This window comes from Kitasatospora sp. NPDC094016 (genome assembly GCF_040304045.1).
Taxonomy (GTDB): Bacteria; Actinomycetota; Actinomycetes; order Streptomycetales; family Streptomycetaceae; genus Kitasatospora.
The window spans coordinates 179346-202951 of record NZ_JBEOUK010000004.1; the positions used below are offsets into that span (position 1 = coordinate 179346).

Genomic DNA, 23606 nt, shown 5'->3' on the forward strand with positions numbered 1-23606 from the left:
CACCCGTGAAGGAGGACCTGATGGCGACCACGACCGACGAACGGCTGCGCCGCTGGCGGCTGGTGCTCGGCGGCGAGGCCGACGGCACCGGCTGCGCCCTGCGCGGCCGGGACGCCGCGATGGACGGCGCCCTGGCCGCGCTCTACCGCGGCGCGCCCGAGGAGGGCGGCCGGGCGGCCCGCGGCGGTCGGCGCAGCGCCGGGCTGGGCGGCTCGGCCCCGCAGGTGGCGCGCTGGCTGGGCGACATCCGCGAGTACTTCCCGTCCACCGTCGTCCAGCTGATGCAGCAGGACGCGATCGCCCGGCTCGGCCTGGATCGGCTGCTGCTGGAGCCCGAGATGCTGGAGGCCGTCGAACCGGACGTGCACCTGGTCGGCACCCTGCTGTCGCTCAAGCACGCGCTGCCCGAGACCACCCGGGAGACCGCCCGGGCCGTGGTCGGCAAGGTGGTCGCCGATCTGGAGCGCCGGCTCGCCGACCGCACCAGGGCCACCCTGGGCGGCGCCCTCGACCGCAGCGCCAAGGTCAACCGGCCCCGCCACCGCGACATCGACTGGGACCGCACCATCCGGGCCAACCTGAAGAACTACCTGCCCGAGCACGGCACCGTCGTGCCCGAGCGGCTGGTCGGCTACGCCCGCGCCCAGCGTGCGGTGAAGAAGGACGTCATCCTCTGCATCGACCAGTCCGGCTCGATGGCCCCGTCGGTGGTGCACTCGGCGGTGTTCGGCGCGGTGCTCGCCTCGATGCGCACGCTGGACACCCGGCTGGTCGTCTTCGACACCTCGGTGGTCGACCTCACCGAACAGCTCACCGACCCGGTCGACGTCCTGTTCGCCACCCAGCTCGGCGGCGGTACCGACATCAACCGCGCGCTCGCCTACTGCCAGTCGAGGATCACCCGGCCGTCCGAGACCGTGGTGGTGCTGATCAGCGACCTCTACGAGGGCGGCATCCGGGACGGCATGCTCAGGCGCGTCGCCGCGATGAAGGCGGCCGGCGTCCAGTTCATCGCCCTGCTGGCGCTCTCCGACGAAGGCGCGCCCGCCTACGACCACGCCCACGCCGCCGCCCTGGCCGCCCTGGGAGCCCCGGCCTTCGCCTGCACCCCGGACGCCTTTCCGGAGATCATGGCCGCGGCGATCGAGAAGCGCCCGCTGCCGGTGCCTGACCAGGGAGTGTGAGGATTCACCCGGTCGTGCGAACCGGCCGACCGGCGGACGGGGGGTGCGCCGACCGCCCCCGTAGGCTGTCTGTGACGGTTCTCACCACGGACGGGCAGGCCCCGGGCGAAACAGTCCCGTCGTACGGGGATAACCTGCCAGACGGACGTGACGCGCGTGTTGATTGACGTGTGCGCCCGTGGCTGTGTGGGCCGCAAGGCCGTACCTCTGCGTACCCGCACCGCCCCGACGACCCGCAGCGAAGATCCTGCCGTGGCACGCTCGTAGAGACACAATCCGCGACCACGAACAAGGACAAACACGTGGACCTGTTCGAGTACCAGGCGAGGGACCTCTTCGCCAAGCACGGTGTGCCCGTGCTTGACGGTGATGTGATCGAGACCGCCGCAGACGCTGCCGCCATCGCGGAGCGCTTCGGCGGCCGCGCCGTCGTCAAGGCTCAGGTGAAGGTGGGTGGCCGAGGCAAGGCCGGTGGCGTGAAGCTCGCCTCCGACCCGGCTGACGCCGTCGCCAAGGCCGAGGCGATCCTCGGCATGGACATCAAGGGCCACACCGTCCACAAGGTGATGCTGGCCCAGACCGCGGACATCAAGGACGAGTACTACGTCTCGTTCCTGCTGGACCGCACCAACCGCACCTTCCTGGCGATGGCCAGCGTCGAGGGCGGCGTGGAGATCGAGGTCGTCGCCGAGGAGAACCCCGACGCGCTCGCCAAGATCCCGGTCGACGCCAACGAGGGCTGCACCCCGGAGAAGGCCGCCGAGATCGTCGCCGCGGCGAAGTTCCCGGCCGAGATCGCCGACCAGGTCGCCGACGTCCTGCAGAAGCTGTGGAAGGTCTTCATCGCCGAGGACGCGCTCCTCGTCGAGGTCAACCCGCTGATCAAGTCCGGCGAGGGCAAGATCATCGCGCTTGACGGCAAGGTCTCGCTGGACGAGAACGCCGAGTTCCGCCAGCCCGAGCACGAGGCCCTGGAGGACAAGGCCGCGGCCAACCCGCTGGAGGCCGCCGCCAAGGCCAAGGGCCTGAACTACGTCAAGCTCGACGGCCAGGTCGGCATCATCGGCAACGGCGCGGGCCTCGTGATGAGCACCCTCGACGTGGTCGCCTACGCCGGTGAGAACCACGGCGGCGTCAAGCCCGCCAACTTCCTCGACATCGGCGGCGGCGCCTCCGCCGAGGTCATGGCGAACGGCCTGGAGATCATCCTGGGCGACCCCGACGTCAAGTCGGTGTTCGTCAACGTCTTCGGCGGCATCACCGCCTGCGACGCGGTCGCCAACGGCATCGTGCAGGCCCTCGCGCTCCTGGAGAGCAAGGGCGAGAACGTCACCAAGCCGCTGGTCGTCCGTCTGGACGGCAACAACGCGGAGCTGGGTCGCAAGATCCTCGACGACGCCAACCACCCGCTGGTCCAGCGCGTGGACACCATGGACGGCGCCGCTGACCGCGCCGCCGAGCTGGCCAACAAGTAAGGAAGGGGACTTTCACACCATGGCTATCTTCCTTACCAAGGACAGCAAGGTCATCGTCCAGGGCATGACCGGCTCCGAGGGCATGAAGCACACCCGCCGCATGCTCGCCTCCGGCACCCAGATCGTCGGCGGTGTCAACCCGCGCAAGGCCGGCACCACGGTCGACGTCGACGGCACCGAGGTGCCCGTCTTCGGCGGCGTCGCCGAGGCCATGGAGAAGACCGGTGCCGATGTCACCGTCATCTTCGTGCCGCCGAAGTTCACCAAGGACGCCGTCGTCGAGGCCATCGACGCCGAGATCGGCCTGGCCGTCGTCATCACCGAGGGCGTCCCGGTGCACGACACCGCCGCCTTCTGGGCGTACGCCGGTTCGAAGGGCAACAAGACCCGGATCATCGGCCCGAACTGCCCCGGTCTGATCAGCCCCGGACAGTCGAACGCGGGCATCATCCCGGCCGACATCACCACCTCCGGCAAGATCGGCCTGGTCTCGAAGTCCGGCACCCTGACCTACCAGCTCATGTACGAGCTGCGGGACATCGGCTTCTCCTCGGCCGTGGGCATCGGCGGTGACCCGGTCATCGGCACCACCCACATCGACGCCCTCAAGGCGTTCCAGGAGGACCCGGAGACCGAGCTCATCGTCATGATCGGTGAGATCGGTGGCGACGCCGAGGAGCGTGCCGCGGCCTACATCGCCGAGCACGTCACCAAGCCGGTCGTCGGCTACGTCGCGGGCTTCACCGCTCCCGAGGGCAAGACCATGGGCCACGCCGGCGCCATCGTCTCCGGCTCCTCGGGCACCGCCCAGGCGAAGAAGGAGGCCCTTGAGGCCGCCGGTGTCAAGGTCGGCAAGACGCCGTCCGAGACCGCCCGCCTGGCGCGCGAGATCATCGCCGGCTGACGTCGGTCGACCGCGCAGCGAGCGCCCCTGCCCGTGAAGGGCAGGGGCGCTCGCGCGTCCGCGGGCGCCGTCAGTGCGGTGTCGGCCCGGTCGTGCACGGCAGCGGTGACCACAGCGGGCAGACCTCCGGGCCCTGCGGCGGCGGGGCGCCCGCCCCCCGGGCGACCGCCGGCAGCTCCCACCGCGCGGCGGCCTGCGGCGCCGACTCCAGCACCACCGCCTCCACCCCCGGCGTGGGGCTGCACCACAGGCTGCGGACGACGTTCGGCGGCCCGCCCGGCAGCGCCGGCACACCCGGCTCGCCCGCGCCCGCCGCCGACAGGCACATCGCCGGCTCCGGCGGCTCCGGGGACCGGAACAGCGTCACCGGCCGGATCCCCACCAGCGTCGCCAGCGCCGCCCCGCCCACCGCCGCCGTCAGCAGCGCCGCCGCCCCCGTCCGGCTCGCGGTCCACAGCCGGTGCCGGGCCTGCAGCACCGGCACCGGCGGCCGGTGCGGCTGCGGGCAGCCCCGGACCGCCGCCCGGTGCAGCAGCCCGCTCAGGCCGTCCACGAACCCCGGCGCCGCCGGATCCGGCCCCAGCAGCTCCGGCACCCACCGGGCCAGCGCCACCCGGGCCGCCCACACCCGCCCCTCGGCCGCCGCGAGCGTCGACTCCACCTCCACCGAGACCGCCGCCGCCGGCAGGCCCAGCCCGTCGTGCAGCACCAGCGCCCGGCGCTGCGGCCGGGACAGCCGCCGCAGCGCCTTCAGCAGCGCCCGGTCCCGGTCGGTCAGCCGGTCGTGATCGGGCAGCACCGCCTGCGACTCGTCCGCCGGCCGCACCCGGATCCGCCGGTGCGGCAGCTTCCAGGCGTGCATCCGCCGGGGCCCGCCCCGGTGCCACGGGGACAGCGCCAGCTCGCACGCCCGTACCCGCACCCACCCTTCCGGAGCCCCCGTCGCGGCCACCTCCGCCCAGCCCCGGCGCGCCGCCCCGAACGCCAGCCGGACGCAGTGCGCCGCCCGGTGCCGGCAGGCGGTCAGCAGGAACACCTGCTGCACCAGCCGGGTGTGCGCCTGCTCGTACAGCTCCTCGAAGCTCCCGGCCGGCTCTCCGTCGGCCGGCGTGGCCGCGTGGGCGGGCCGCCCGGTGTCGGGGGCCGGGCCGTCGGGGCGGTCCTGCGCCGCGGGCGGGGTGTCGCGGATGCCGGGCGGTGTCGTGGTGGCGGTGGGCGTGCTGATGCTCCCTCCCGGGGCGTTCGGGGCCGCCTGGGCGTGGGCGGTGGCGTGGGCGTGGGCGGGGTTGTGGGTGGTGGGGTGCGCGGGGGCGGGCCCGGGGTGCTCTCCTCCGGTGCCGGGGACGGGCGGTCGCGGCGGCGCGGGGTCGGGGGTGCGGGGGCCGGCGGCAGGGTCCGCCTGGGCGTCGCCCGGCGCGTCGGGGCCGGATGGTGCGGGGCCGGATGGTGCGGGGCTGGGCGGTGCGGGGTCGGATGGTGCGGGGCCGGGCGGTGCGGGGTCGGGGCTCTTCGGACGGGCGGTGGTGAGGGCGACGGCCTCGGCCTCGGTGGCCGCGCCGAGTTTGCGCATGGCCCGCTGGACGTAACTGCGGGCGGTGGCCGGGGCGACGCCGAGGGCGGCGGCCGCCTGCGGGAGGTCGCGGCCGGCGGCGAGGTGGGCGAGCACCTGGGCCTCACGGGGCGTCAGTTTCCTGAGGAGGCGGGCCGCGTCCTGGTCGGGGTGGGTGGTCCGGGGCTTGCGGGCGCGGTTCCCGGGGGTGGGGGAGTCGGCGCCGGCGGGGTGTTCGGCGGTGGGTGGCGTGGTCATCAGACGCTCCGGGCCGGTCCGCCGGCGGCTTGGGGATCGGGTCTGAAAATGCGCATAAGCCAATAATCTGGGACACGGCGGCGGTTTGCCGCTTCACGAAGCATGGCGAGTCGCCTTGGCACCATGAGGCGCATGACGCAGCTGATGGGCCGTCCGATCCTGGAACTGCCGGGCGAACTGGGCGGACGCCCGTTGCCGGCCGACCTGTTGGCGGGGGTGCGGACGGCGCTGGTCGGCCTGGCGGTGGTCGGGGTGCCAGTGCTCGGGCTCTGGGTGGCGACGCCGTACGCGGACAACGGGGCGACCGGCGCCACCCGGTTGGCGGGGGCGCTGTGGCTGCTCGGGCACGGCGCGCCGGTGCTGCGGGGGGACGCGGGCGCGCCGCTGACCGTCACCCCGCTGCTGCTGGGCGTGCTGGCGGTGGCTCAGTTGTACCGGGCTGCCGCCCGGGTGGCGTCTCGGCGCGGGCCCCGGCCGCGCTGGGGCGGCCCGGTCGCGGTCTGGGCGGGCTACTGCGCGGTCGCGGCGGCGGTGGTGCTGCACTGCACGGGCGCCGGGCTGTTCCAGGCCAGGGCGCTGCCGGACGTGCTGGTGGTGGGGTTGCTGGCCGGGCTGGCGACGGCGGCGGGCGCGCGTTCGGCGCGGCACGCCGGCCCCGACGCCCCGCTCCGCAGGCCGGCGTGGCGGCTGCTGGACCGGCTGCCCGCGCCGCTCCGACCGGCCGGCGGCGCGGCGGCGGTGCGCGGCTCGGTGCTGGCGGCCGCGGCGGGCCTGGTGGCGGCCGGCGGGGTGCTGGTGGCGGTGGCGGCGGTGCTGGACGCGGCGACCGGGGGCGGGCGTGGGATGGCGGTGCTCGGGCGCGGACCGGCGGCCCTGGTCGGGCTGCTGCTGCTCGGGCTGGTGCTGCTGCCGAACGCGGTGCTCTGGGGGGCGGCGTACGCCCTGGGCCCGGGGTTCGCGGTGGGCTCCGGGACGGTGGTGGCGCCGGGTGGCACCGTGCTGGGCCCCGTCCCGGAGTTCCCGATGTTCGCCCTGCTGCCGGCGGAGGGCCCGGGCGGCTGGCGGCTGGCGGCACTGCTGCTGCCGGTGCTGGCGGGGGTGGTGCCGGCGGTGCTGCTGGGCCGGGCGGCGGCCGGCCCGCGCGCGGCGGCCGGGGCCGACGGCGGCGATGGGGGTGGCGACGGACCGTGGCCGCTCGCGGCGACGGTGGTGGCGGTGCTGGCGGCGGCGCTGCTGACGGGCGTCGCGGTGGCGGCGGCGGGCTGGCTGTCCGGTGGCGCGCTGGCGGGCGGCCGGATGGCCCGGCTGGGGCCGACGCTCTGGTGGACGGGGCCGGCGGCGGCGGGCTGGTTCGCGCTGGTGGCCGTGCCGGGCGCGTTGCTGGTGCGCCATCGGGCACTGTGCCCCGCGACCGTCCCGGAGGCCGACGAAGAGGCCGACGGAGAGATCGCGGGAAAGGCTGACGGGCGGGCCGTCGAGGAGCCCGACGCGGACGCCGACGAGGCGGCCCCGCCCGCGGCCCGGGCCGCCGAGCGGCTGCGCCGGGGGGTGCTGCTGCTGCGGGCCCGCGGGTACGCCGCGGTGCTGCGTCTGGGCGGGCGGGGCCCGGGCAGGGACTAGCCCGCGTTCCCGGTGAAGTCGACGTACCACTTGGGCGCGAACCGGTCGCAGTTGTCGGCGCCGACGGAGGTCAGCGAGTCCTGGACGCAGGTGACGTAGTCGTTGTAGTACATCCCGAGGCCGATCACCAGGGTCGCGACCACGACGGTCATCGCGCCGGTGAGGATGCCGGCGAGCGCGGCCGGGGTGAGCGGGTTCGGGGCGGCGGGCTGGTGGGCGGCGGGCTGGTGGGCGGCGCCGGTGGCGGCGGCCGGGGCGGGCTTGGGGGTCCGCAGCGCGCTGATGCCCCACACGATGCCGAGCGCGCCGACGAACAGGGCGGCCCAGTGGAAGCCGGCGAACAGGCAGACCAGCGCGAGCGGCCCGGCCAGCGCGGCGTTGCGGGCCCGGCGCTGGGCGGGGTCGGCGGGGTCGAGCTTGGGCGGCTGTGGGGCCGGGGGGTTGGGGCGGCCGTCCTCGGGCCGGCCGAGGCCCCAGGGGTGCGGCGGCGGGAGCTGCGGGCGTTCGCCGGTGCCCTGGTCGCCGGTGCCGTCCCGGCCCTCGCCGGGCCAGGGGTTGCGCGGCTGCCACGGCTGGTCCGGGGCATCCGCCGGCGGCGGCGCGAAGGGGTTGCGCTCGCCGGTGTCGTCACCGCTGCTCATGGTTCAGCCATTCCTTCTCGGTCGGAGGGGCGGTCTCCCGCCTCCCCTATGATCCCGCAGCCGTTCGCCGGTCCTCCGGCGGCCTGCCCGCTGCGGGGGTGCCGGGCGGGCCCGTGCCCGGGGCGACTGCGCCGCGCGGGACGGAGGAGATCCCCGTCTCAACTACGCGCGTAGCGCCGCCGGGAGGGTGCGGAGGCCGTCCGACCAGCCGTTATCGTGGTGACGGTCAGCAGCTCGCAGAGGTTCCCGGGTGCCCGCGTCGCGGTGGGTTCTCCCGGTGTTCCCCCTCGCTCGACCTGCCGTTCGTAGTGGCCCCACCACCGGTGGACGTACCAGCGGGCGGCGCCCGACCTACGGAGAATCGCGCAGTGGCCGCCGCCCCCGCTCAGCTCTTCCCGCCCCGTACGCCCGGACCGGCCCGCCTGGTGGTGCTGGTCTCCGGTTCCGGCACCAATCTGCAGGCGCTGCTCGACGCCGCAGCCGATCCGGCGTACGGCGCCGAGATCCTCGCCGTGGGTGCGGACCGCGACGGCATCGCGGGCCTGGAGCGGGCCGAGAAGGCGGGCCTGCCGGTCTTCGTCCACCGGGTGAAGGACTTCGCCGACCGGGCCGACTGGGACCGCGCGCTGACCGCCGCCGTCGCCGCCCACGAACCGGACCTGGTGGTCACGGCCGGTTTCATGAAGATCCTCGGCCCCGCGTTCATCGCGGCCTTCGCCGGGCGGATCGTCAACACCCACCCCGCGCTGCTGCCCTCCTTCCCCGGCGCCCACGGCGTCACCGACGCGCTCGCGTACGGGGTGAGGGTCACCGGCTGCACCGTCCACCTGGTCGACGCCGGGGTGGACACCGGGCCGATCATCGCGCAGGGCGTCGTCGAGGTCGTCGACGCCGACCACGCCGATGGCGGCGAAGCGCTGCACGAGCGCATCAAGACTGTCGAGCGCAAGCTGCTCGTCGACGTCGTGGGCCGGCTGGCCCGCGAGGGTCACCGTATCGAGGACCGAAAGGTATGGATTCCGGCACATGAGTGAGCGGAGCGAGCGAATCATCGAGAATGGTGCCTGGCGCGCAGCGCCCGCCGAGCGCAGCGAGGTGGGAGCATGAGTGCCAGCTCCACCACGCCCCCCGTTTCGGAGAACATCCGTCCGATCCGTCGCGCGCTGATCAGTGTGTACGACAAGACCGGTCTGGAGGAGCTGGCCCAGGGCCTGCACGCCGCCGGGGTCGCGATCGTCTCCACCGGCTCCACCGCCGGCCGGATCGCCGCCGCCGGCGTCCCGGTGACCGAGGTCTCCGAGCTGACCGGCTTCCCGGAGTGCCTGGACGGGCGCGTGAAGACGCTGCACCCCCGCGTGCACGCCGGCGTGCTCGCCGACCTGCGGCTGGAGTCGCACCGCGCGCAGCTGGCCGAGCTGGGCGTCGAGCCCTTCGACCTGGTCGTGGTGAACCTCTACCCGTTCAAGGCCACCGTCGCCTCGGGCGCCACCCCGGACGAGTGCGTCGAGCAGATCGACATCGGCGGCCCGAGCATGGTCCGCGCCGCCGCCAAGAACCACCCGTCGGTGGCCGTGGTGGTCGACCCGGCCCGTTACGGCGACGTGCTGCGCGCCGTCCAGGAGGGCGGCTTCGACCTGGCCACCCGCAAGCGCCTGGCCGGTGCGGCGTTCGCGCACACCGCCGCGTACGACGTCGCGGTCGCCTCCTGGTTCGAAGCCGGCTACGCGCCGAGCGACGAGCGGTTCCCGGAGTTCCTGGGGGCCACCTGGGAGCGGCAGAACGTGCTGCGCTACGGCGAGAACCCGCACCAGGGCGCCGCGCTGTACAGCGACGGCAGCGGCGGCCTGGCCGGCGCGGAGCAGCTGCACGGCAAGGAGATGTCGTACAACAACTACGTCGACACCGACGCCGCCCGCCGCGCCGCGTACGACCACGCCGAGCCGGCCGTCGCGATCATCAAGCACGCCAACCCGTGCGGCATCGCGACCGGCGCGGACGTCGCCGAGGCGCACCGCAAGGCGCACGAGTGCGACCCGGTCTCGGCGTACGGCGGCGTGATCGCGGTCAACCGCCCGGTCACCGTCGAGCTGGCCGAGCAGATCGCCCCGATCTTCACCGAGGTCGTGGTGGCCCCCGGCTACGAGGACGGCGCCGTCGAGGTGCTGGCCCGGAAGAAGAACCTGCGGGTGTTGCTGGCCCCCGAGGCGCCGGCCAACCGCCAGGAGCTGCGCCCGGTCTCCGGCGGCGTGCTGCTCCAGGACGCCGACCGGGTGCAGGCCGAGGGTGACGACCCGGCGAACTGGCGGCTGGCCACCGGTGAGGCGCTGTCCGAGGCCGAGCTGGCCGAGCTGGCCTTCGCCTGGCGGGCCTGTCGGGCCGTCAAGTCCAACGCGATCCTGCTGGCCAAGGGCGGTGCCTCGGTGGGCGTCGGCATGGGCCAGGTCAACCGGGTCGACTCCTGCAAGCTCGCGGTCGAGCGGGCCGGGGAGCGGGCCAAGGGCGCGTACGCGGCCTCGGACGCGTTCTTCCCGTTCGCGGACGGCCCTGCGATCCTGATCGCGGCCGGCGTCAAGGCGATCGTCCAGCCGGGCGGTTCGATCCGGGACGAGGAGGTCGTCGCGGCGGCCGCCGAGGCCGGGGTGACGATGTACTTCACCGGTGCCCGGCACTTCTTCCACTGATCGCGTTCCACCGCTCGCCCGACGCACCGCCCGGGTGACGGCATGACAGAGCGGCCCGGCTCCTCCGGAAGGGGAGCCGGGCCGCTCGTCGTCCGATCGGCTCGGACGGGGCCGGTCAGTGACGCGGCCGGTCAGTAGCGCGGCCGGGCGAACCAGGCGACGCCGTCCTTGACGCTCATCCCGACGATCATCGTGATCGAGACCGCGAGCCACATCAGCGTGAAGACGATGCCGACCGGGTTGGCGTTGCTGGCGAACGAGCCGGCCAGCCCCAGCAGGCCGAGCAGCGCGCCGAACGAGCCGTACACCAGGGTGGTGATGCGGACCGCGGGCCCGCCCTTGCCGAACTTCACGCCCAGCGTGATGGAGAAGGCCGCGAACAGCGCGCACACGATGCCGACGACCACCAGCACGCCGGCCGCCGCGTTGCCGAAGCCGTTGAACGGGTCGCTCCCGTCGATCTCCTGGGCCCGGTTGGTGACCTCCTTGGCCGCCGCGGCGGCTATCAGGTAGATGCCCCCACCGATGATCTGCACGGCGCCGATGATGAACAGCAGCACCCGGGCGGTGACCACCAGGCCCGGCATGTTCTGCGGGACGGCCGGCGGGTAGCCGTAGCCCGGTCCGCCGTAGCCCGGCGCGGGCGGCGGGTAGCCGTACCCGGCCGGCGGGGCCTGCTGCGGGTAGCCGTAGCCGGGAGCCTGCGGCGGCTGGCCGTACGGGTTGTTCGGGTTGTTCGGGTCGGGCGGGTAACTCATCGATGCCTCCGGGCAGTTGCGGGGACGTGGGGACGGGACGGAGGGCCCGGTTCCGGTTTGGCGCGTCGGGTCGCCGGTGGAACGGGACGCTAACGGAGGGGAGTGACAGCCCGGAGCGGAGCCGGGCGCGGCCGGCTCAGACGCGCGGTGAGAGCGCTGAGAACGGTGAGAGCGGAGTCGTCGACGGGCCCGCCGCGGGCAGGACGGCGCCGCAGCGGTCGGGCGGCTCGGTCTGAAGTGGTCGGCTCACGTGCTCTTTCCCCCGGGTACGCCCCCGCCGGGTGTCCGTCGGCCCGTCACCGGGCCGGGTCGCGGCAGGGAGTGCCCGCATATCGTCAACCGGACGGCGGGGCCGTGTCCAGCCGGTTCCGCGCGCCGGACCGAGACTGTGGCGCAACCGCAACGTGGTCCAGGCCTTCCGTACCCGTCCGACCGGAGGGCGGGCCCTGGTACGGCGGCTTGCCTCGATCCGGGAGAATGGGGTCATGACTGCCCAGATTCTCGATGGCAAGGCCACCGCCGCCGCGATCAAGTCCGAACTCGCCGCCCGCGTGGCGGTCCTCAAGGCGAAGGGCGTCACGCCCGGCCTCGGCACCGTCCTGGTCGGCGACGACCCGGGCAGCCGCTGGTACGTCAACGGGAAGCACAAGGACTGCGCCGAGGTCGGCATCGCCTCGATCCAGCGCGAGCTGCCCGCCACCGCCACCCAGGAGGACGTCGAGAACGTCGTCCGCGAGCTCAACGCCGACCCCTCCTGCACCGGCTACATCGTCCAGCTGCCGCTGCCCAAGGGCCTGGACCAGAACCCGGTCCTGGAGCTGATGGACCCGGACAAGGACGCCGACGGCCTGCACCCGACCTCGCTCGGCCGGCTCGCCCTGGGCATCGAGGGGCCGCTGCCGTGCACCCCGCTGGGCATCGTCGAGCTGCTGCGCCGGCACGACGTCGAGATCAACGGCGCCGAGGTGGTCGTGATCGGCCGCGGCGTCACCGTCGGCCGCTCGATCGGCCTGCTGCTGACCCGCCGCAGCGAGAACGCCACCGTGACCCTGTGCCACACCGGCACCCGGGACCTCGGCTACCACCTGCGCAAGGCCGACATCATCGTGGCCGCCGCGGGCGTGCCGCACCTGGTCAAGCCGGAGGACGTCAAGCCGGGCGCGGCGGTGCTGGACGTGGGCGTCAGCCGCAGCGAGGGCAAGATCGTCGGCGACGTGCACCCGGGCGTGGCCGAGGTGGCCGCCTGGATCTCCCCGAACCCCGGCGGCGTGGGCCCGATGACCCGCGCGATGCTGCTCAACAACATCGTCGTGGCGGCCGAGTGCCGCGCCGGCGTCTGACCCCACGACCGACACCACCACGAGGGACGGCGAGCATGACGGAACCGCGACCGGCGCGGACCCCGCGCAGGCCGGTCAAGACCACCGGCACCCTGCCGCCCGAGGGCGCGGCCGCAGCCCTCGGGCGCGACCACACCCTGCCGGTCCGGCAGTGGCCGATAACGCTGGTCCTGCTGGTGGTCGGGGCCGGCCTCGCGGTGACCTGGTTCGCCGACTTCAAGGACGGCTTCAAGTACGGGCTGCTGATCCTCGGCTGCGGGGTGCTGCTCGGGGCCGTCCTGCGGCTGGTGCTGCCCGAGGTCGGGATGCTGGCGGTGCGCAGCCGCTTCACCGACGTGATCGTGCTGACCTTCCTGGGAGCGTCGATCGTGCTGCTGACCCTGGTGGCGCAGCCGAACCCGTGGCTGGAGATCCCGCTGCTCGACAACATCGGCAAGTTGATCGGCCGGCCCAAGCACTGACGCCGGGGTGACCGTGACGGCCCCCGCCCTGCGAGTCAGGGCGGGGGCCGCCGTCCGTTGTGACGCATCAGCCAGGCCCGCACCCGCGGCGTACGCTTCCCTTTGCGATAACCTGACGCCGGTCTCTCGATGTCGAGAGACCATCCTCGGCTCCAGCGCGCCGGTGTGCCTGGGGCACCTGGCGATCTGCTGGAGAAGGTAGAAATGACCCGCACCCCCGTCAACGTCACCATCACCGGAGCGGCCGGCCAGATCGGCTACGCGCTGCTCTTCCGCATCGCCTCGGGCCACCTGCTCGGTGCCGACGTCCCGGTGAACCTGCGCCTCCTGGAGATCCCGCAGGGCCTCAAGGCCGCCGAGGGCACCGCCATGGAGCTCGTCGACTGCGCGTTCCCGCTGCTGCGTGACATCACGATCACCGACAACCCGAACGAGGCCTTCGACGGCGCCAACGTCGCGCTGCTGGTCGGCGCCCGTCCGCGCACCGCCGGCATGGAGCGCGGCGACCTGCTGCAGGCCAACGGCGGCATCTTCGGCCCGCAGGGCAAGGCCATCAACGACCACGCCGCGGACGACATCAAGGTCCTGGTCGTCGGCAACCCGGCCAACACCAACGCCCTGATCGCCCAGCGCAACGCCCCGGACGTCCCGGCCGAGCGCTTCACCGCGATGACCCGCCTGGACCACAACCGCGCGGTCGGCCAGCTCTCCATCAAGACCGGTGCGCCCGTCTCCGACATCAAGCGCGTCACCATCTGGGGCAACCACTCCGCCACCCAGTACCCGGACGTCTTCCAGGCCGAGATCGCCGGCAAGCCGGCCTTCGAGGCCATCGGCAGCGACCAGGCCTGGCTGGACGAGACCTTCATCCCGACTGTCGCCAAGCGCGGCGCGGCCATCATCGAGGCCCGTGGCGCCTCCTCGGCCGCCTCGGCCGCCAACGCCGCGATCGACCACGTGTACACCTGGGTCAACGGCACCGCCGAGGGCGACTGGACCTCCATGGGCGTCGTCTCGGACGGCTCCTACGGCGTTCCGCAGGGTCTGATCTCCTCCTTCCCGGTCACCACCAAGGCCGGCAAGTTCGAGATCGTCCAGGGCCTGGAGATCTCCGACTTCTCGCGTGCCCGCATCGACGCCTCGGTCAAGGAGCTGACCGAGGAGCGCGACGCGGTCCAGGAGCTGGGCCTCATCTGAGCCCCGCGGCACCGCTTTCCCGACGGCCCGCCGTCTCCTTCCCGGAGGCGGCGGGCCGTCGTGTGACCGGCCGTCGCCCGTTCTTCCGCTCCCCGGGCGCCGGTCGGTCCTACACTGACCCGCTGTGAACGAAACCCTCGGGGACGCCCTGCTCGTCCTCGTCTTCATCCTGCTGGGCGGGCTGTTCAACGTCGCCGAGATCTCGCTGATCTCGCTGCGCGAGGGCCAGATCCGGACACTGGAGGCGCTCGGCACCCGGCGGTCCGCCCGGGCCGCGCACCTGGCCGCCGACCCCAACCGCTTCCTGGCCGCCGTCCAGGTCGGCGTGACCTGCATGGGCTTCCTGTCCGCCGCCTTCGGCGCGGACACCCTGGCCGGCAAGGTCGCCCCGCTGTTCGTCCGGGCCGGGCTCACCCAGGGCGTCGCCGACGCGGTCGCCCTGGTCGGCCTCACCCTGGTGATCAGCTACGTCTCGCTGGTGCTCGGCGAACTCACCCCCAAGCGGATCGGCCTGCAGCGGGCCGAGTCGATCGCGGTGATCGCGGCCCCGGTGGTGGACGTGATGTCGGTGGCCCTGCGCCCGGTGATCTGGCTGCTCGGCCACTCCACCAACCTGATGGTCCGCCTGCTGGGCGGCGACCCGGCCGCCGGCCGTGGCTCGATGAGCTCCGAGGAACTGCGCGGCCTGGTCGCCGCCAACACCGAACTCGGCAGCGACGAACGGGCGTTGATCGCGGACGTGTTCTCCGCCGGGGAGCGGCAGCTGCGCGAGGTGATGGTCCCGCGCACCGAGGTGACCTTCCTGGACGCCGAGCGCCCGCTGGCCGCCGTCCGGCACCAGGCGGACACCTCGCCGCACTCGCGCTACCCGGTGGTCGAGGGCAGCGCCGACGCCGTGGTCGGCTTCGTGCACGTCCGCGACCTGTACGGCGCGCGCGGCGAGCAGGCCGCCAAGGTCCGCGACCTGGCCCGCCCGGTGAAGCTGCTGCCCGGCACCAAGCGGGTGCTGGAGGCGATGGGCGAGATGCGCCGCGAGGGTCACCACCTGGCCATCGTGGTGGACGAGTACGGCGGCACCGCCGGGATCGTCACCCTGGAGGACCTGGTCGAGGAGGTGATCGGCGAGATCCGGGACGAGTACGACCGGCCGGAGACGGCCGCCACCCGCCGGCTGGTCGGCGGCGGCATGGAGCTGGACGGCCTGCTCAACCTCGGCGACTTCACCGAGGAGACCGGCGCCACCCTGCCCGAGGGCCCGTACGAGACGGTGGCGGGCTGTCTGGTCGCCTCGCTCGGCCGGCTGCCCCGGGACGGCGACCAGGTGCGCGTCCCGGTCGAGGGCGGTGGCGGGGTGCTGCTGACGGTGGCCAAGCTGGAGGGCCGGCGGATCGCCCGGGTGAGGGTGAGTGCGGTCACACTGACGGAACCTCCTGGGGCGGACGTTTCCTGAGCGCCCGGTGGAACTGGAACAATGGCCCGCATGGTCAACGCAGCGGTCACTGGTCCGGTCAAGGACCGTCCCCGGGTTCTCTCCGGCATCCAGCCCACCTCCGGCTCGTTCCACCTCGGCAACTACCTGGGCGCGGTGCGTCAGTGGGTGGACCTGCAGAAGGAGAACGACGCCTTCTACATGGTCGTCGACCTGCACGCGATCACCGTCTCGCAGGACCCGAAGGAGCTGCGCGAGAACACCCGGGTCTCCGCCGCCCAGCTGCTCGGCGCCGGCCTGGACCCGGAGCACTGCACCCTGTTCGTCCAGTCGCACGTGCCCGAGCACGCGCAGCTCGCCTGGGTGATGAACTGCCTCACCGGCTTCGGCGAGGCCTCCCGGATGACCCAGTTCAAGGACAAGTCCGTCCGGCACGGCGCGGACAGCACCACGGTGGGCCTGTTCACCTACCCGGTGCTGATGGTCGCGGACGTCCTGCTCTACCAGGCGGACGCCGTCCCGGTCGGCGAGGACCAGCGCCAGCACCTGGAGCTCACCCGCGACCTCGCCGAGCGCTTCAACACCCGCTACAGCCCGACCTTCACGGTGCCGAAGCCGTACATCCTCAAGGAGACGGCGAAGATCCAGGACCTCCAGGACCCGGGCGCCAAGATGAGCAAGTCCGCCTCCTCGGACAAGGGCCTGGTCAACCTGCTGGACGAGGCGAAGGTCAGCGCCAAGAAGTTCAAGAGCGCCGTCACCGACACCGGCACCGTCGTCTCCTACGACGAGGACGGCAAGCCCGGCGTCTCCAACCTGCTGCGCATCCACTCCGCGCTCAGCGGCCAGTCGATCGACCAGCTGGTCGCGCACTTCGAGGGCAAGATGTACGGCGCCCTGAAGACCGAGCTGGCCGAGCTGTTCACCGAGTGGGTCACCCCCTTCCAGGAGCGCACCCGCTCCTTCCTCGACGACCCGGCCGAGCTGGACCGGGTGCTGGCGATCGGCGCCGAGAAGGCCCGAGAGGTGGCCGCGCGGACGCTGGAGACGGTGTACGACCGGGTCGGCTTCCTCCCGGCCGCCAAGCGGTGACTCCTCTCACACGCCTGCCCGATGGTGACGGTCTCCCCGAGACCGTCACCATCGGCGTGTCCGTGAGCGTTCCCGATCCGTACGGCGCGCGGATCCAGGACGCCCGGGCCGGGCACGGCGATCCGCTGGCCCGGTCGATACCGACGCACGTCACCCTGCTGCCGCCGACCGAGGTGCCGGCCGGGGCGCTGCCGAAGATCGAGGAGCACCTGGCGGCGGTGGCGGCCGCGCACCGGCCGTTCCGGATGCTGCTGCGCGGCGCCGGCACCTTCCGCCCGGTCTCCCCGGTGGTGTTCGTCCGGGTCGAGGAGGGCGCGCAGGAGTGCCGGCTGCTGGAGGCGGACGTCCGCTCCGGCCCGCTGGCCCGCGAGCTGGCGTTCCCGTACCACCCGCACGTGACGGTCGCGCACGGCCTGTCGGACGACGCGCTGGACCAGGCGTACGCGCAGGCGCGCGGCTTCCGGGCGGCCTTCCCGGTGCCGGGCTTCGGCCTCTCCCGCTTCGACGCGGACGAGGTCTGGCGGCCCTGGCGGAGCTACCTGTTCTCCTGAACCGTCGGGCCGGCCTTCGACTACCGTACCGACCTGCCGAGTTCGAGCATCCGGTCGACCACCCGGCGGGACGCGCCGCCGTCGTCCAGGACGCAGTGCTCGGCCCGGAAGCGCCGGTGGCGCTCCGCGTACCCGGGCGGCAGATCCGCGCCGGAGTCGGCGAGTTCGCGCAGCGCGCCGAGCAGCCCGGCCGAGGTGGGGACGAGCGGGCCGGGGGCCTGCGGCTCGAAGTCGAAGTAGAAGCCGCGCAGGGTGTCGCGGTAGTGCTCCAGGTCGTAGGTGAAGAAGAGCACCGGGCGGCCGGTGACGGCGAAGTCGAACATGATCGACGAGTAGTCGGTCACCAGGACGTCCGCGACCAGCAGCAGTTCCTGCGGGTCGGGGTAGTCCCCGCAGTCGTACAGGAAGCCGTCCCCGGCGCCCGGCAGCGGCTCGCGGACGTGCGAGTGCGGGCGGATCAGCAGCACGTGGTCCCGGCCGAGCAGGCGCCGGGCGTGGTCGAGGTCCAGCCGCAGGCCGAGCCGGAAGCCGTCGCCGTCACCGCGCTGCTGGTCCTCGCGCCAGGTCGGCGCGTACAGCACGATCCGCTTGCCGTCGGGGATGCCGAGCCGGCGGCGGACGGCCGCGGCGGCGGCCTCGTCGGGGCGGGCGAGCACGTCGTTGCGTGGGTAGCCGGCCTCCAGGATCTCGCCGTCGTAGCGGAACGCGCGGCGCAGGATCGGGGTGGCGAACGGGCTGGGGGAGAGCAGCAGGCTCCACTGCGGGGTCTCCCGGTCGAGCGCCTCCAGGTAGCCGTGGTCGGCCAGCCAGGGGTTGTCGACGTCGTGGGCGATCCGCTTCAGCAGCGAGCCGTGCCAGGTCTGGAGCACCACCTGGCCGGGGCGGCGCTCCAGGAAGTCCGGGAAGTGCGTGTTGCCGACCAGGTACCGGCAGGTGGCCAGCGCGCGGTACCACTCCGGGCTCCAGATCCGGACGGCCCGGACCCCGGGCGGCAGTTCGGCCTGGGCGTCGTCGACCACCCAGAGGTGCTCCAACGGCGCTCCGCGGCGGGCCAGTTCGGCGTGCACCGCGCGCGGCGAGTCGGCGTAGCCGCGGCCGCCGAACACGTCGTACAGCACGGCCTCGCGCAGCGGTTCGCGGCGGGCGGCGGGGTAGTGGACGGCGCGCTGGCGGCTCTGCGTCCAGGCGCTGCGCTCGGTGGGGGTGAGCACCGGGGTGGAGTCCACCAGCAGGGTGTCGTGCCAGCGGCGCTGGAGCAGGATTCGCTTGCCGCCGGCCGTGGTGGCGGCGGGCAGTGCGGGCAGGGCGGCGGGTGCGGCGAGCAGCGGGCGGCTCGGGCCGGGCCGCCCGGCGGGCGCCAGCGTGGCCTCCCAGATGCCCTTGCGCAGGGGCAGCGCGGTGCCGTCGGCGGCGGTGCGGGTGGCGGGCAGCAGGACCTTGAAGCGGCCGTCCTGGTCGGCCTCGACGGGGGAGCGGACCTCGCTCGCGGTGCCGGTGTGCCGCAGGACGAGTTCCAGCCGGTCCGCGGCGCGGTCCGGGCAGCGGCCGGTGAGTTCGAAGCCGCCGGGCCGGACGGCGATCCGCTCGACGAGGCCGGCCGCGGGCTGGACGCACACCTGGAGCCGGCCGTCGGCGAGGTGCTTGAGGTAGAGGGCGCGGTCCGGGGTGTCGGGCAGCCGGTGCTGGCCGGCCACCGGGCCGCCGCGCTCGTCCAGGCAGAGCTGCTCGGTGCTGCCGTCGGGGTGCAGGAACTCGGTGTCCCAGTGCTCCAGTTCGCCGCTGCCGCGGCCGTCGGCGGTGAACGGCCGGTACGGCAGGTGGACGGCGAAGGTGTTGCCGGTGCGGGCGACGGGCCGTTCGATCACGGCGTCGCTCTGCCGGTGGCGCAGCCGCAGCACGGTGCCGGACGGGCAGGTGTCCGCGCTGCCGCGCAGGTCGAGCCCGTCGGCGGTGGGGGTGGCGTGGGTGAGCCGGATGCCGGGGCGTTCGAGCAGCAGCCGCAGTCGTCCGTCGGCGAAGTGCGGCTGGAGGCGGACGTCGTGGTCCACCCAGTGGGCCGGCGGGTACTCGCCGGAGCCGCACCAGTGCGGGGCGAGCGCGCCGTACCGGCGGCGCAGCCGGGTGGGGCGCGGGCGGGTGAACAGGGTGGTCTCGATCTGCCAGTCGCCGAGCAGCCAGTCGGTGCCGTGGCGCAGCCGGCCGGGCTCGATCAGGGCGGTGAAGCCGGACCAGTCGTGGTTGAACTCGGGCTGGGCGCTGTCGTCGGTGACCTCGGGCAGCCGGCGGGGCCGGGAGCGCAGGTGGACGGGCGGCCTGCTCCCGTCGGCGTGGCGCAGGGTCAGCCAGGTCCAGGCGGAGCCGGGGCGGCCGGTGTCGAGGTCGTCCGGGCGGGCGAAGCCGGTGAGCTCCAGGCCGCGGCCGGTCCAGCGGGCGCGCAGCAGGCCGAAGGTGACGTCCTCGTCGGCGGCGGGTTGGTCGGTGCTCACGCGGGGGTCGGCGTGCGGAAGGACGAACCGTGTGAGCGCAGGCATGACGAGGGTCCTTCGGGACGGGGGCCGGGCCATGGGCGGTGGACCGGGGCCGCCGGACCGATGCCGAGAGGAAACCGGGGCCGAATTCATATCCCATACCGGGACGCCGCCCGGGGTCAACAGTGTGGACCAGAGAATTTCCTATGAAATTCACCGACAAAACACTAGTTCGAGTGCAATGCACAGGCAAAGGCCGTGGATATTGTCAGGGAATTCCCAGGAAAGCACGGAGGCGCCCGACGCGGTTCGCGTCGGGCGCCTCTGCGGGGCTCCCGGGGATGCCTCTGGCCACCCCCGTGCTACTCGGTTCTACTCCACGCGGAGCATCGCGTCGACCACCCGGGCGGAGGCCTTGCCGTCGTCCAGGTCGCAGTACGCCGTGCGGAACGCGGCGGCCTTGTCGGCGTACTCGGCCGCGACCTCGCCGACCCGGCCGAGCGCGTCGACCAGCTCCTCGGAGGTGGCCAGCAGCGGGCCGGGCGCCTCCGCCTCGAAGTTCAGGCTGAAGCCGCGCAGGTTGTCGCGGTAGTGCTCCAGGTCGTAGGTGAAGAACAGGATCGGCTTGCCGGTCGCGGCGAAGTCGAACACGCTCGCGGAGTAGTCGGTGATCAGCACGTCGGCGATCAGCAGCAGCTCCGCCATGTCGGGGTAGCTGCCGACGTCCCAGATGTAGCCGTTGCCGGCGCCCGGGATCTGACCGCACATCATGCTGTGCCGACGCACCAGCAGCACCTGGTCGTCGCCGAGCGCGGCCTTGGCCGCCGCCAGGTCGAGCCGCAGGTCCAGCTGGTACCCGCCGTTCGGCCGGCGCCGGTCCTCGCGCCAGGTCGGCGCGTAGAGCACGACCTTCTTGCCCTCGGGCAGGCCGAGCCTTTCGCGCACCTGTTCGGCGGTCTTCTCCCGGTCGGCCGCGAAGAGCAGGTCGTTCTTCGGCGAACCGCTTTCGAGGATCTCGCCCTTGTAGTCGAACGCGCGTCGCAGGATCGGGGCCGACCAGCTGTTGCCGGCCGCCAGCAGACTCCAGCTCGGCACCTCCCGGGCGAGGCCCTTCAGGTAGTTCGCATCCGTGAACCAGACCTTCTCGAAATCGAGGCCGATCTGCTTCAGCGGGCTGCCGTGCCAGGTCTGCAGGACCACCTGGCCGGGGCGGCGGACGAAGAAGTCGGGCAGGTGGGTGCTGGTGACGATGTACTTGGCGGTCGCCAGCGCCTCGAACCACTCCGGGCTCCACAGCCGGATCGCGCTCGCCGACTGCGGCAGATCGGCCTGGAGGTCGTCACTGCCCCACAGGTGCTCCAGCGGCAGGCCGCGGCGGACCAGCTCCTCGTGGACCGCCCGCGGCGAGTCGGCGTACAGGCCGCCGAGGCCGACGTTGTACAGCACGGTGTCGCGCACCGGGTGCCGGCGGGCGTTCGGGTAGTCGACGAACCGCAGCTGGCGCAGCCGGTAGCCGCTGCGCTCCTCCGGCAGCAGCGCCGAGTGCGACTCCAGGGAGAGGCCGTCGTGGTGGCGGCGCTCCAGCACGATGCGCTTGCCCCGGGACTCCACCTCCAGCGGCATCGCGCCGAAGCAGTCCGGCGAGATCAGCGCGTACGAGCTCGGAAGCTCCTCGGCCACGGCGCCGACCGGGCGGAAGAAGACGTTCCAGGTGCCCTGGGCGAGCGGCACCCGGCCGGCGAAGGAGGCCGTCGGCACCGCGGGCAGCGCGGTCCGGAACCGTCCGTCCGCGATCTCCACCGGGTAGACGTGCTCCTCCTCGCGCCAGTCGTGGCGGACCACCAGCTCCCAGCGGTGCGCACCGGACAGCGGGAACGAACCGCTGAGCAGGAAGCCGTCCGCGCCGCGGGCGGAGACCTCGTCCACCACCGGCTGCAGCAGCTGGTCGGAGAACTGCAGGTACCCGCTGGGGGAGGGCTTGGAGTAGAGCGCCCGGCGCCGGTCGGCCGGGGCGTCCGGGTTGAGCGGCAGGTGCAGCTGCGCCGGGGCGTTGCGGTCGTCCCAGGTCACCGGGACGGTGCTGCCGTCGGCCAGCAGCAGCGCGGTGTCCCAGCGGTCACGGCCGCGCTCGGCGGCCACCGGGTCCAGCTCGGCCCAGGCCTCGCGGACGGCGGTCAGCTCGGCCACCGGGAAGGACACGCTGAACGGCTGCAGGCTGCCGACCGGCGCGCCCAGCTCCAGCGGGAAGGCCAGCTCGCGGTCGGACTCGACGTGGGTGAGCCGCAGCCGGGCCCCGGCGAAGCTGGAGCCGGAGCGGGCCGCGCCCGACACCTCGACCCGGCCGCCGTGCGAAGCCAGGCCGGTCACCCGGGCCTTGACCGTCTCCACCCGCAGGTAGACGGAGCCGTCCCGGACCCACGGCACGATCCGCACGTCCGGCTCGACCCAGTGCGCCGGGATGTACTGCGCGGTGTCGCTCCAGCCGGCCCAGACCCGGCCCTTGTAGACGCCGCCCTTGCCCGCGCCGGCCACCAGGACGCGCCAGTTGCCGTCCTTCCACTGGCCGCGGTGCTTGAGCTTCTTCGGGTCGATGCCGACGGTGAAGCCGGCCCAGTCGCAGCTGTACAGGTCGTGGTGGCAGCTGGCGGTGGCCTCGGGGCTGTACTGGGTCTTCATCGGCACCGCGATCACCCGGCGGCCCTTGGCCTCGCGCAGCACCAGGGTGCGGACCATGTCGTGCTTGCCGGCCGCGCCCAGCTGCTCCGGGTACGCGTGCCCGGTCAGCTGCAGCCGCCCGCCGACCCAGGCCGTCTCGTACAGCCGGCTGCGCATGACCAGCGAGTTGTCCAGCTTGAGCACGCCGGACGGCACGCTCTTGCGACCGCCGCGCAGGAACGGGTAGTCGGCGTACGGGCGCAGCAGACCGCGGGCCTGGACACCGCCGTTGCTCTCGCCCTCGTACTTGATCTGCTCGACGAACTCGTCGATCCGGCCCTGGAGGGTCAGGTGGTACTTGAGCCGCAGCGGCGCCCGCAGCTTGCGGACCTGCTCGGGGCCGATCGCCCGCAGCAGCCGGCTGACGTTCTTGATGTAGGCGTCCCGGTACTCCTTGTCGCCGTCCACGACGGACCAGAAGAACATCGGGATCTCCTCGACGAGGGTGTTCTCGTCGTAGGAGCGCAGGTACTGGGCGAAGCGCGGGTCGGTCTGCTTGCGCAGCCAGCCGCGGACCAGCTCGACCGAGGTGACGCGGTCGACCAGGCCCTTGGGGTTGGTGCGCATCTGGGTGATCGACATCTCGCCGACCTCGCGCTCGCGCCAGTGGTAGATCGGCTCGCAGAGCACGTCCACGCTCTTGGCGAGGTAGTGGTGCGGCACGCTGACCGGCGCGTCCTCGTACAGGATGCCCTCGGGGTAGAGGATGCCGGCCGCGTCGAAGAAGGAGCGGCGGTACACCTTGTTCCACGCGGTGCGGTCGGTGACCAGCGCCGGGATCTCGGTGATGTGCGTCTTGAGCTTGGTCTCCCTGAACGGCCTCGAGTGCCCGCCGGACTGGTAGTAGCCCACCGCGCGGAACCGCAGCACGTTGCCGGTGGCGAAGTCCGAGCCGGTCTCGTCCAGGGTGTTGATCATCAGCTCGTACGCGCTCGGCGGCATCGAGTCGTCACTGTCGACGAAGCACAGGAACTCGGCGTCCGGGTCGATGTGCCGGATGCCGGTGTTGCGGGCCGCGCCGAGGCCCTTGTTCACCTGGCGGACCAGCCGGAACCGCGAGTCCTTGGCCGCGTACGCCTCGGCGAGGGCCGCGCTGTCGTCCTTCGAACCGTCGTCGACCATGACGCACTCGAAGTCCGTGAAGGTCTGGGCGGCGATCGAGTCGAGGCATTCGACCAGGTAACGCTCGACGTTGTAGATCGGAACGACGATGGAGAGGCGGGGAGCCATCGGCTACGCAGGCCTTTCTCGGGAAGGAGCGTGGCAGCCCGGTGAGGGCCTGA

17 protein-coding genes are annotated in these 23606 nt (G+C 73.3%); 12 read left to right on the forward strand and 5 right to left on the reverse strand.

Features of this window, described 5'->3' with window-relative positions:
- Nucleotides 1–20: 20 nt before the first annotated feature.
- The 3 genes from ABT015_RS06040 to sucD all read left to right on the forward strand — a co-directional run bounded on the left by ABT015_RS06040 (nucleotide 21) and on the right by sucD (nucleotide 3563).
- Nucleotides 21–1184 (forward strand): VWA domain-containing protein, encoded by a 1164-nt coding sequence (locus ABT015_RS06040; protein WP_350877202.1) that lies wholly within the window; start codon nucleotides 21–23, stop codon nucleotides 1182–1184.
- A gap of 302 nt (nucleotides 1185–1486) precedes the next feature.
- Nucleotides 1487–2659, forward strand: a complete 1173-nt coding sequence (gene sucC, locus ABT015_RS06045; RefSeq protein WP_063349020.1) for an ADP-forming succinate--CoA ligase subunit beta — start codon at nucleotides 1487–1489, stop codon at nucleotides 2657–2659.
- A gap of 19 nt (nucleotides 2660–2678) precedes the next feature.
- Nucleotides 2679–3563 (forward strand): succinate--CoA ligase subunit alpha, encoded by an 885-nt coding sequence (gene sucD, locus ABT015_RS06050; protein ID WP_063349021.1) that lies wholly within the window; start codon nucleotides 2679–2681, stop codon nucleotides 3561–3563.
- A 70-nt stretch (nucleotides 3564–3633) separates the two neighbouring features.
- Here sucD and ABT015_RS06055 read toward each other — a convergent pair whose 3' ends face one another.
- On the reverse strand, nucleotides 3634–5370 hold the full coding sequence (locus ABT015_RS06055; protein ID WP_350877205.1) for a sigma factor-like helix-turn-helix DNA-binding protein: 1737 nt from the start codon (nucleotides 5368–5370) through the stop codon (nucleotides 3634–3636).
- A 132-nt stretch (nucleotides 5371–5502) separates the two neighbouring features.
- Between ABT015_RS06055 and ABT015_RS06060 the strand changes: the two genes are divergently transcribed.
- The gene (locus ABT015_RS06060) at nucleotides 5503–6990 is read left to right on the forward strand and encodes a cell division protein PerM (RefSeq protein WP_350877207.1); all 1488 of its coding nucleotides are present in this window, start codon (nucleotides 5503–5505) and stop codon (nucleotides 6988–6990) included.
- Here the strand turns inward: ABT015_RS06060 and ABT015_RS06065 are convergent.
- On the reverse strand, nucleotides 6987–7631 hold the full coding sequence (locus tag ABT015_RS06065; protein WP_350877209.1) for a hypothetical protein: 645 nt from the start codon (nucleotides 7629–7631) through the stop codon (nucleotides 6987–6989). The two genes, ABT015_RS06060 and ABT015_RS06065, sit on opposite strands and share 4 nt — an antisense overlap.
- 368 nt (nucleotides 7632–7999) lie before the next feature.
- On the opposite strand from ABT015_RS06065, the gene purN reads away from it, so the two are divergent.
- The gene (purN, locus tag ABT015_RS06070) at nucleotides 8000–8665 is read left to right on the forward strand and encodes a phosphoribosylglycinamide formyltransferase (RefSeq protein WP_350877211.1); all 666 of its coding nucleotides are present in this window, start codon (nucleotides 8000–8002) and stop codon (nucleotides 8663–8665) included.
- Between the two features lie 69 nt (nucleotides 8666–8734).
- Nucleotides 8735–10312 (forward strand): bifunctional phosphoribosylaminoimidazolecarboxamide formyltransferase/IMP cyclohydrolase, encoded by a 1578-nt coding sequence (gene purH, locus ABT015_RS06075; protein WP_350877213.1) that lies wholly within the window; start codon nucleotides 8735–8737, stop codon nucleotides 10310–10312.
- Between the two features lie 131 nt (nucleotides 10313–10443).
- Here the strand turns inward: purH and ABT015_RS06080 are convergent, their stop codons facing one another.
- Entirely contained in the window at nucleotides 10444–11070 is a 627-nt protein-coding gene (locus ABT015_RS06080) for a hypothetical protein (RefSeq protein WP_350877215.1), read from the reverse strand.
- 485 nt (nucleotides 11071–11555) lie between these two features.
- Between ABT015_RS06080 and ABT015_RS06085 the strand changes: the two genes are divergently transcribed.
- From ABT015_RS06085 to ABT015_RS06110, 6 genes are all read left to right on the forward strand, one after another.
- A complete protein-coding gene (locus tag ABT015_RS06085; protein WP_350877217.1) occupies nucleotides 11556–12410 on the forward strand; it encodes a bifunctional methylenetetrahydrofolate dehydrogenase/methenyltetrahydrofolate cyclohydrolase in 855 nt (284 codons plus the stop codon).
- 35 nt (nucleotides 12411–12445) lie between these two features.
- Nucleotides 12446–12871, forward strand: a complete 426-nt coding sequence (locus tag ABT015_RS06090; RefSeq protein ID WP_063349030.1) for a DUF3017 domain-containing protein — start codon at nucleotides 12446–12448, stop codon at nucleotides 12869–12871.
- Between the two features lie 204 nt (nucleotides 12872–13075).
- Entirely contained in the window at nucleotides 13076–14068 is a 993-nt protein-coding gene (locus ABT015_RS06095; protein WP_350877220.1) for a malate dehydrogenase, read from the forward strand.
- Nucleotides 14069–14192: 124 nt separating this feature from the next.
- The gene (locus ABT015_RS06100; RefSeq protein ID WP_350877222.1) at nucleotides 14193–15518 is read left to right on the forward strand and encodes a hemolysin family protein; all 1326 of its coding nucleotides are present in this window, start codon (nucleotides 14193–14195) and stop codon (nucleotides 15516–15518) included.
- Nucleotides 15519–15548: 30 nt separating this feature from the next.
- On the forward strand, nucleotides 15549–16589 hold the full coding sequence (gene trpS / locus ABT015_RS06105; protein ID WP_350877224.1) for a tryptophan--tRNA ligase: 1041 nt from the start codon (nucleotides 15549–15551) through the stop codon (nucleotides 16587–16589).
- A gap of 62 nt (nucleotides 16590–16651) precedes the next feature.
- Entirely contained in the window at nucleotides 16652–17140 is a 489-nt protein-coding gene (locus ABT015_RS06110) for a 2'-5' RNA ligase family protein (protein WP_350877226.1), read from the forward strand.
- A gap of 20 nt (nucleotides 17141–17160) precedes the next feature.
- Here ABT015_RS06110 and ABT015_RS06115 read toward each other — a convergent pair whose 3' ends face one another.
- Together ABT015_RS06115 and ABT015_RS06120 are read right to left on the reverse strand one after the other, a co-directional pair.
- Nucleotides 17161–19671 carry a CDP-glycerol glycerophosphotransferase family protein gene (locus ABT015_RS06115; protein ID WP_350877228.1) on the reverse strand — a complete coding sequence of 837 codons (2511 nt, stop codon included), beginning with the start codon at nucleotides 19669–19671 and terminating at the stop codon, nucleotides 17161–17163.
- A gap of 309 nt (nucleotides 19672–19980) precedes the next feature.
- Entirely contained in the window at nucleotides 19981–23553 is a 3573-nt protein-coding gene (locus tag ABT015_RS06120) for a bifunctional glycosyltransferase/CDP-glycerol:glycerophosphate glycerophosphotransferase (protein ID WP_350877230.1), read from the reverse strand.
- Between the last annotated feature and the right edge of the window lie 53 nt (nucleotides 23554–23606).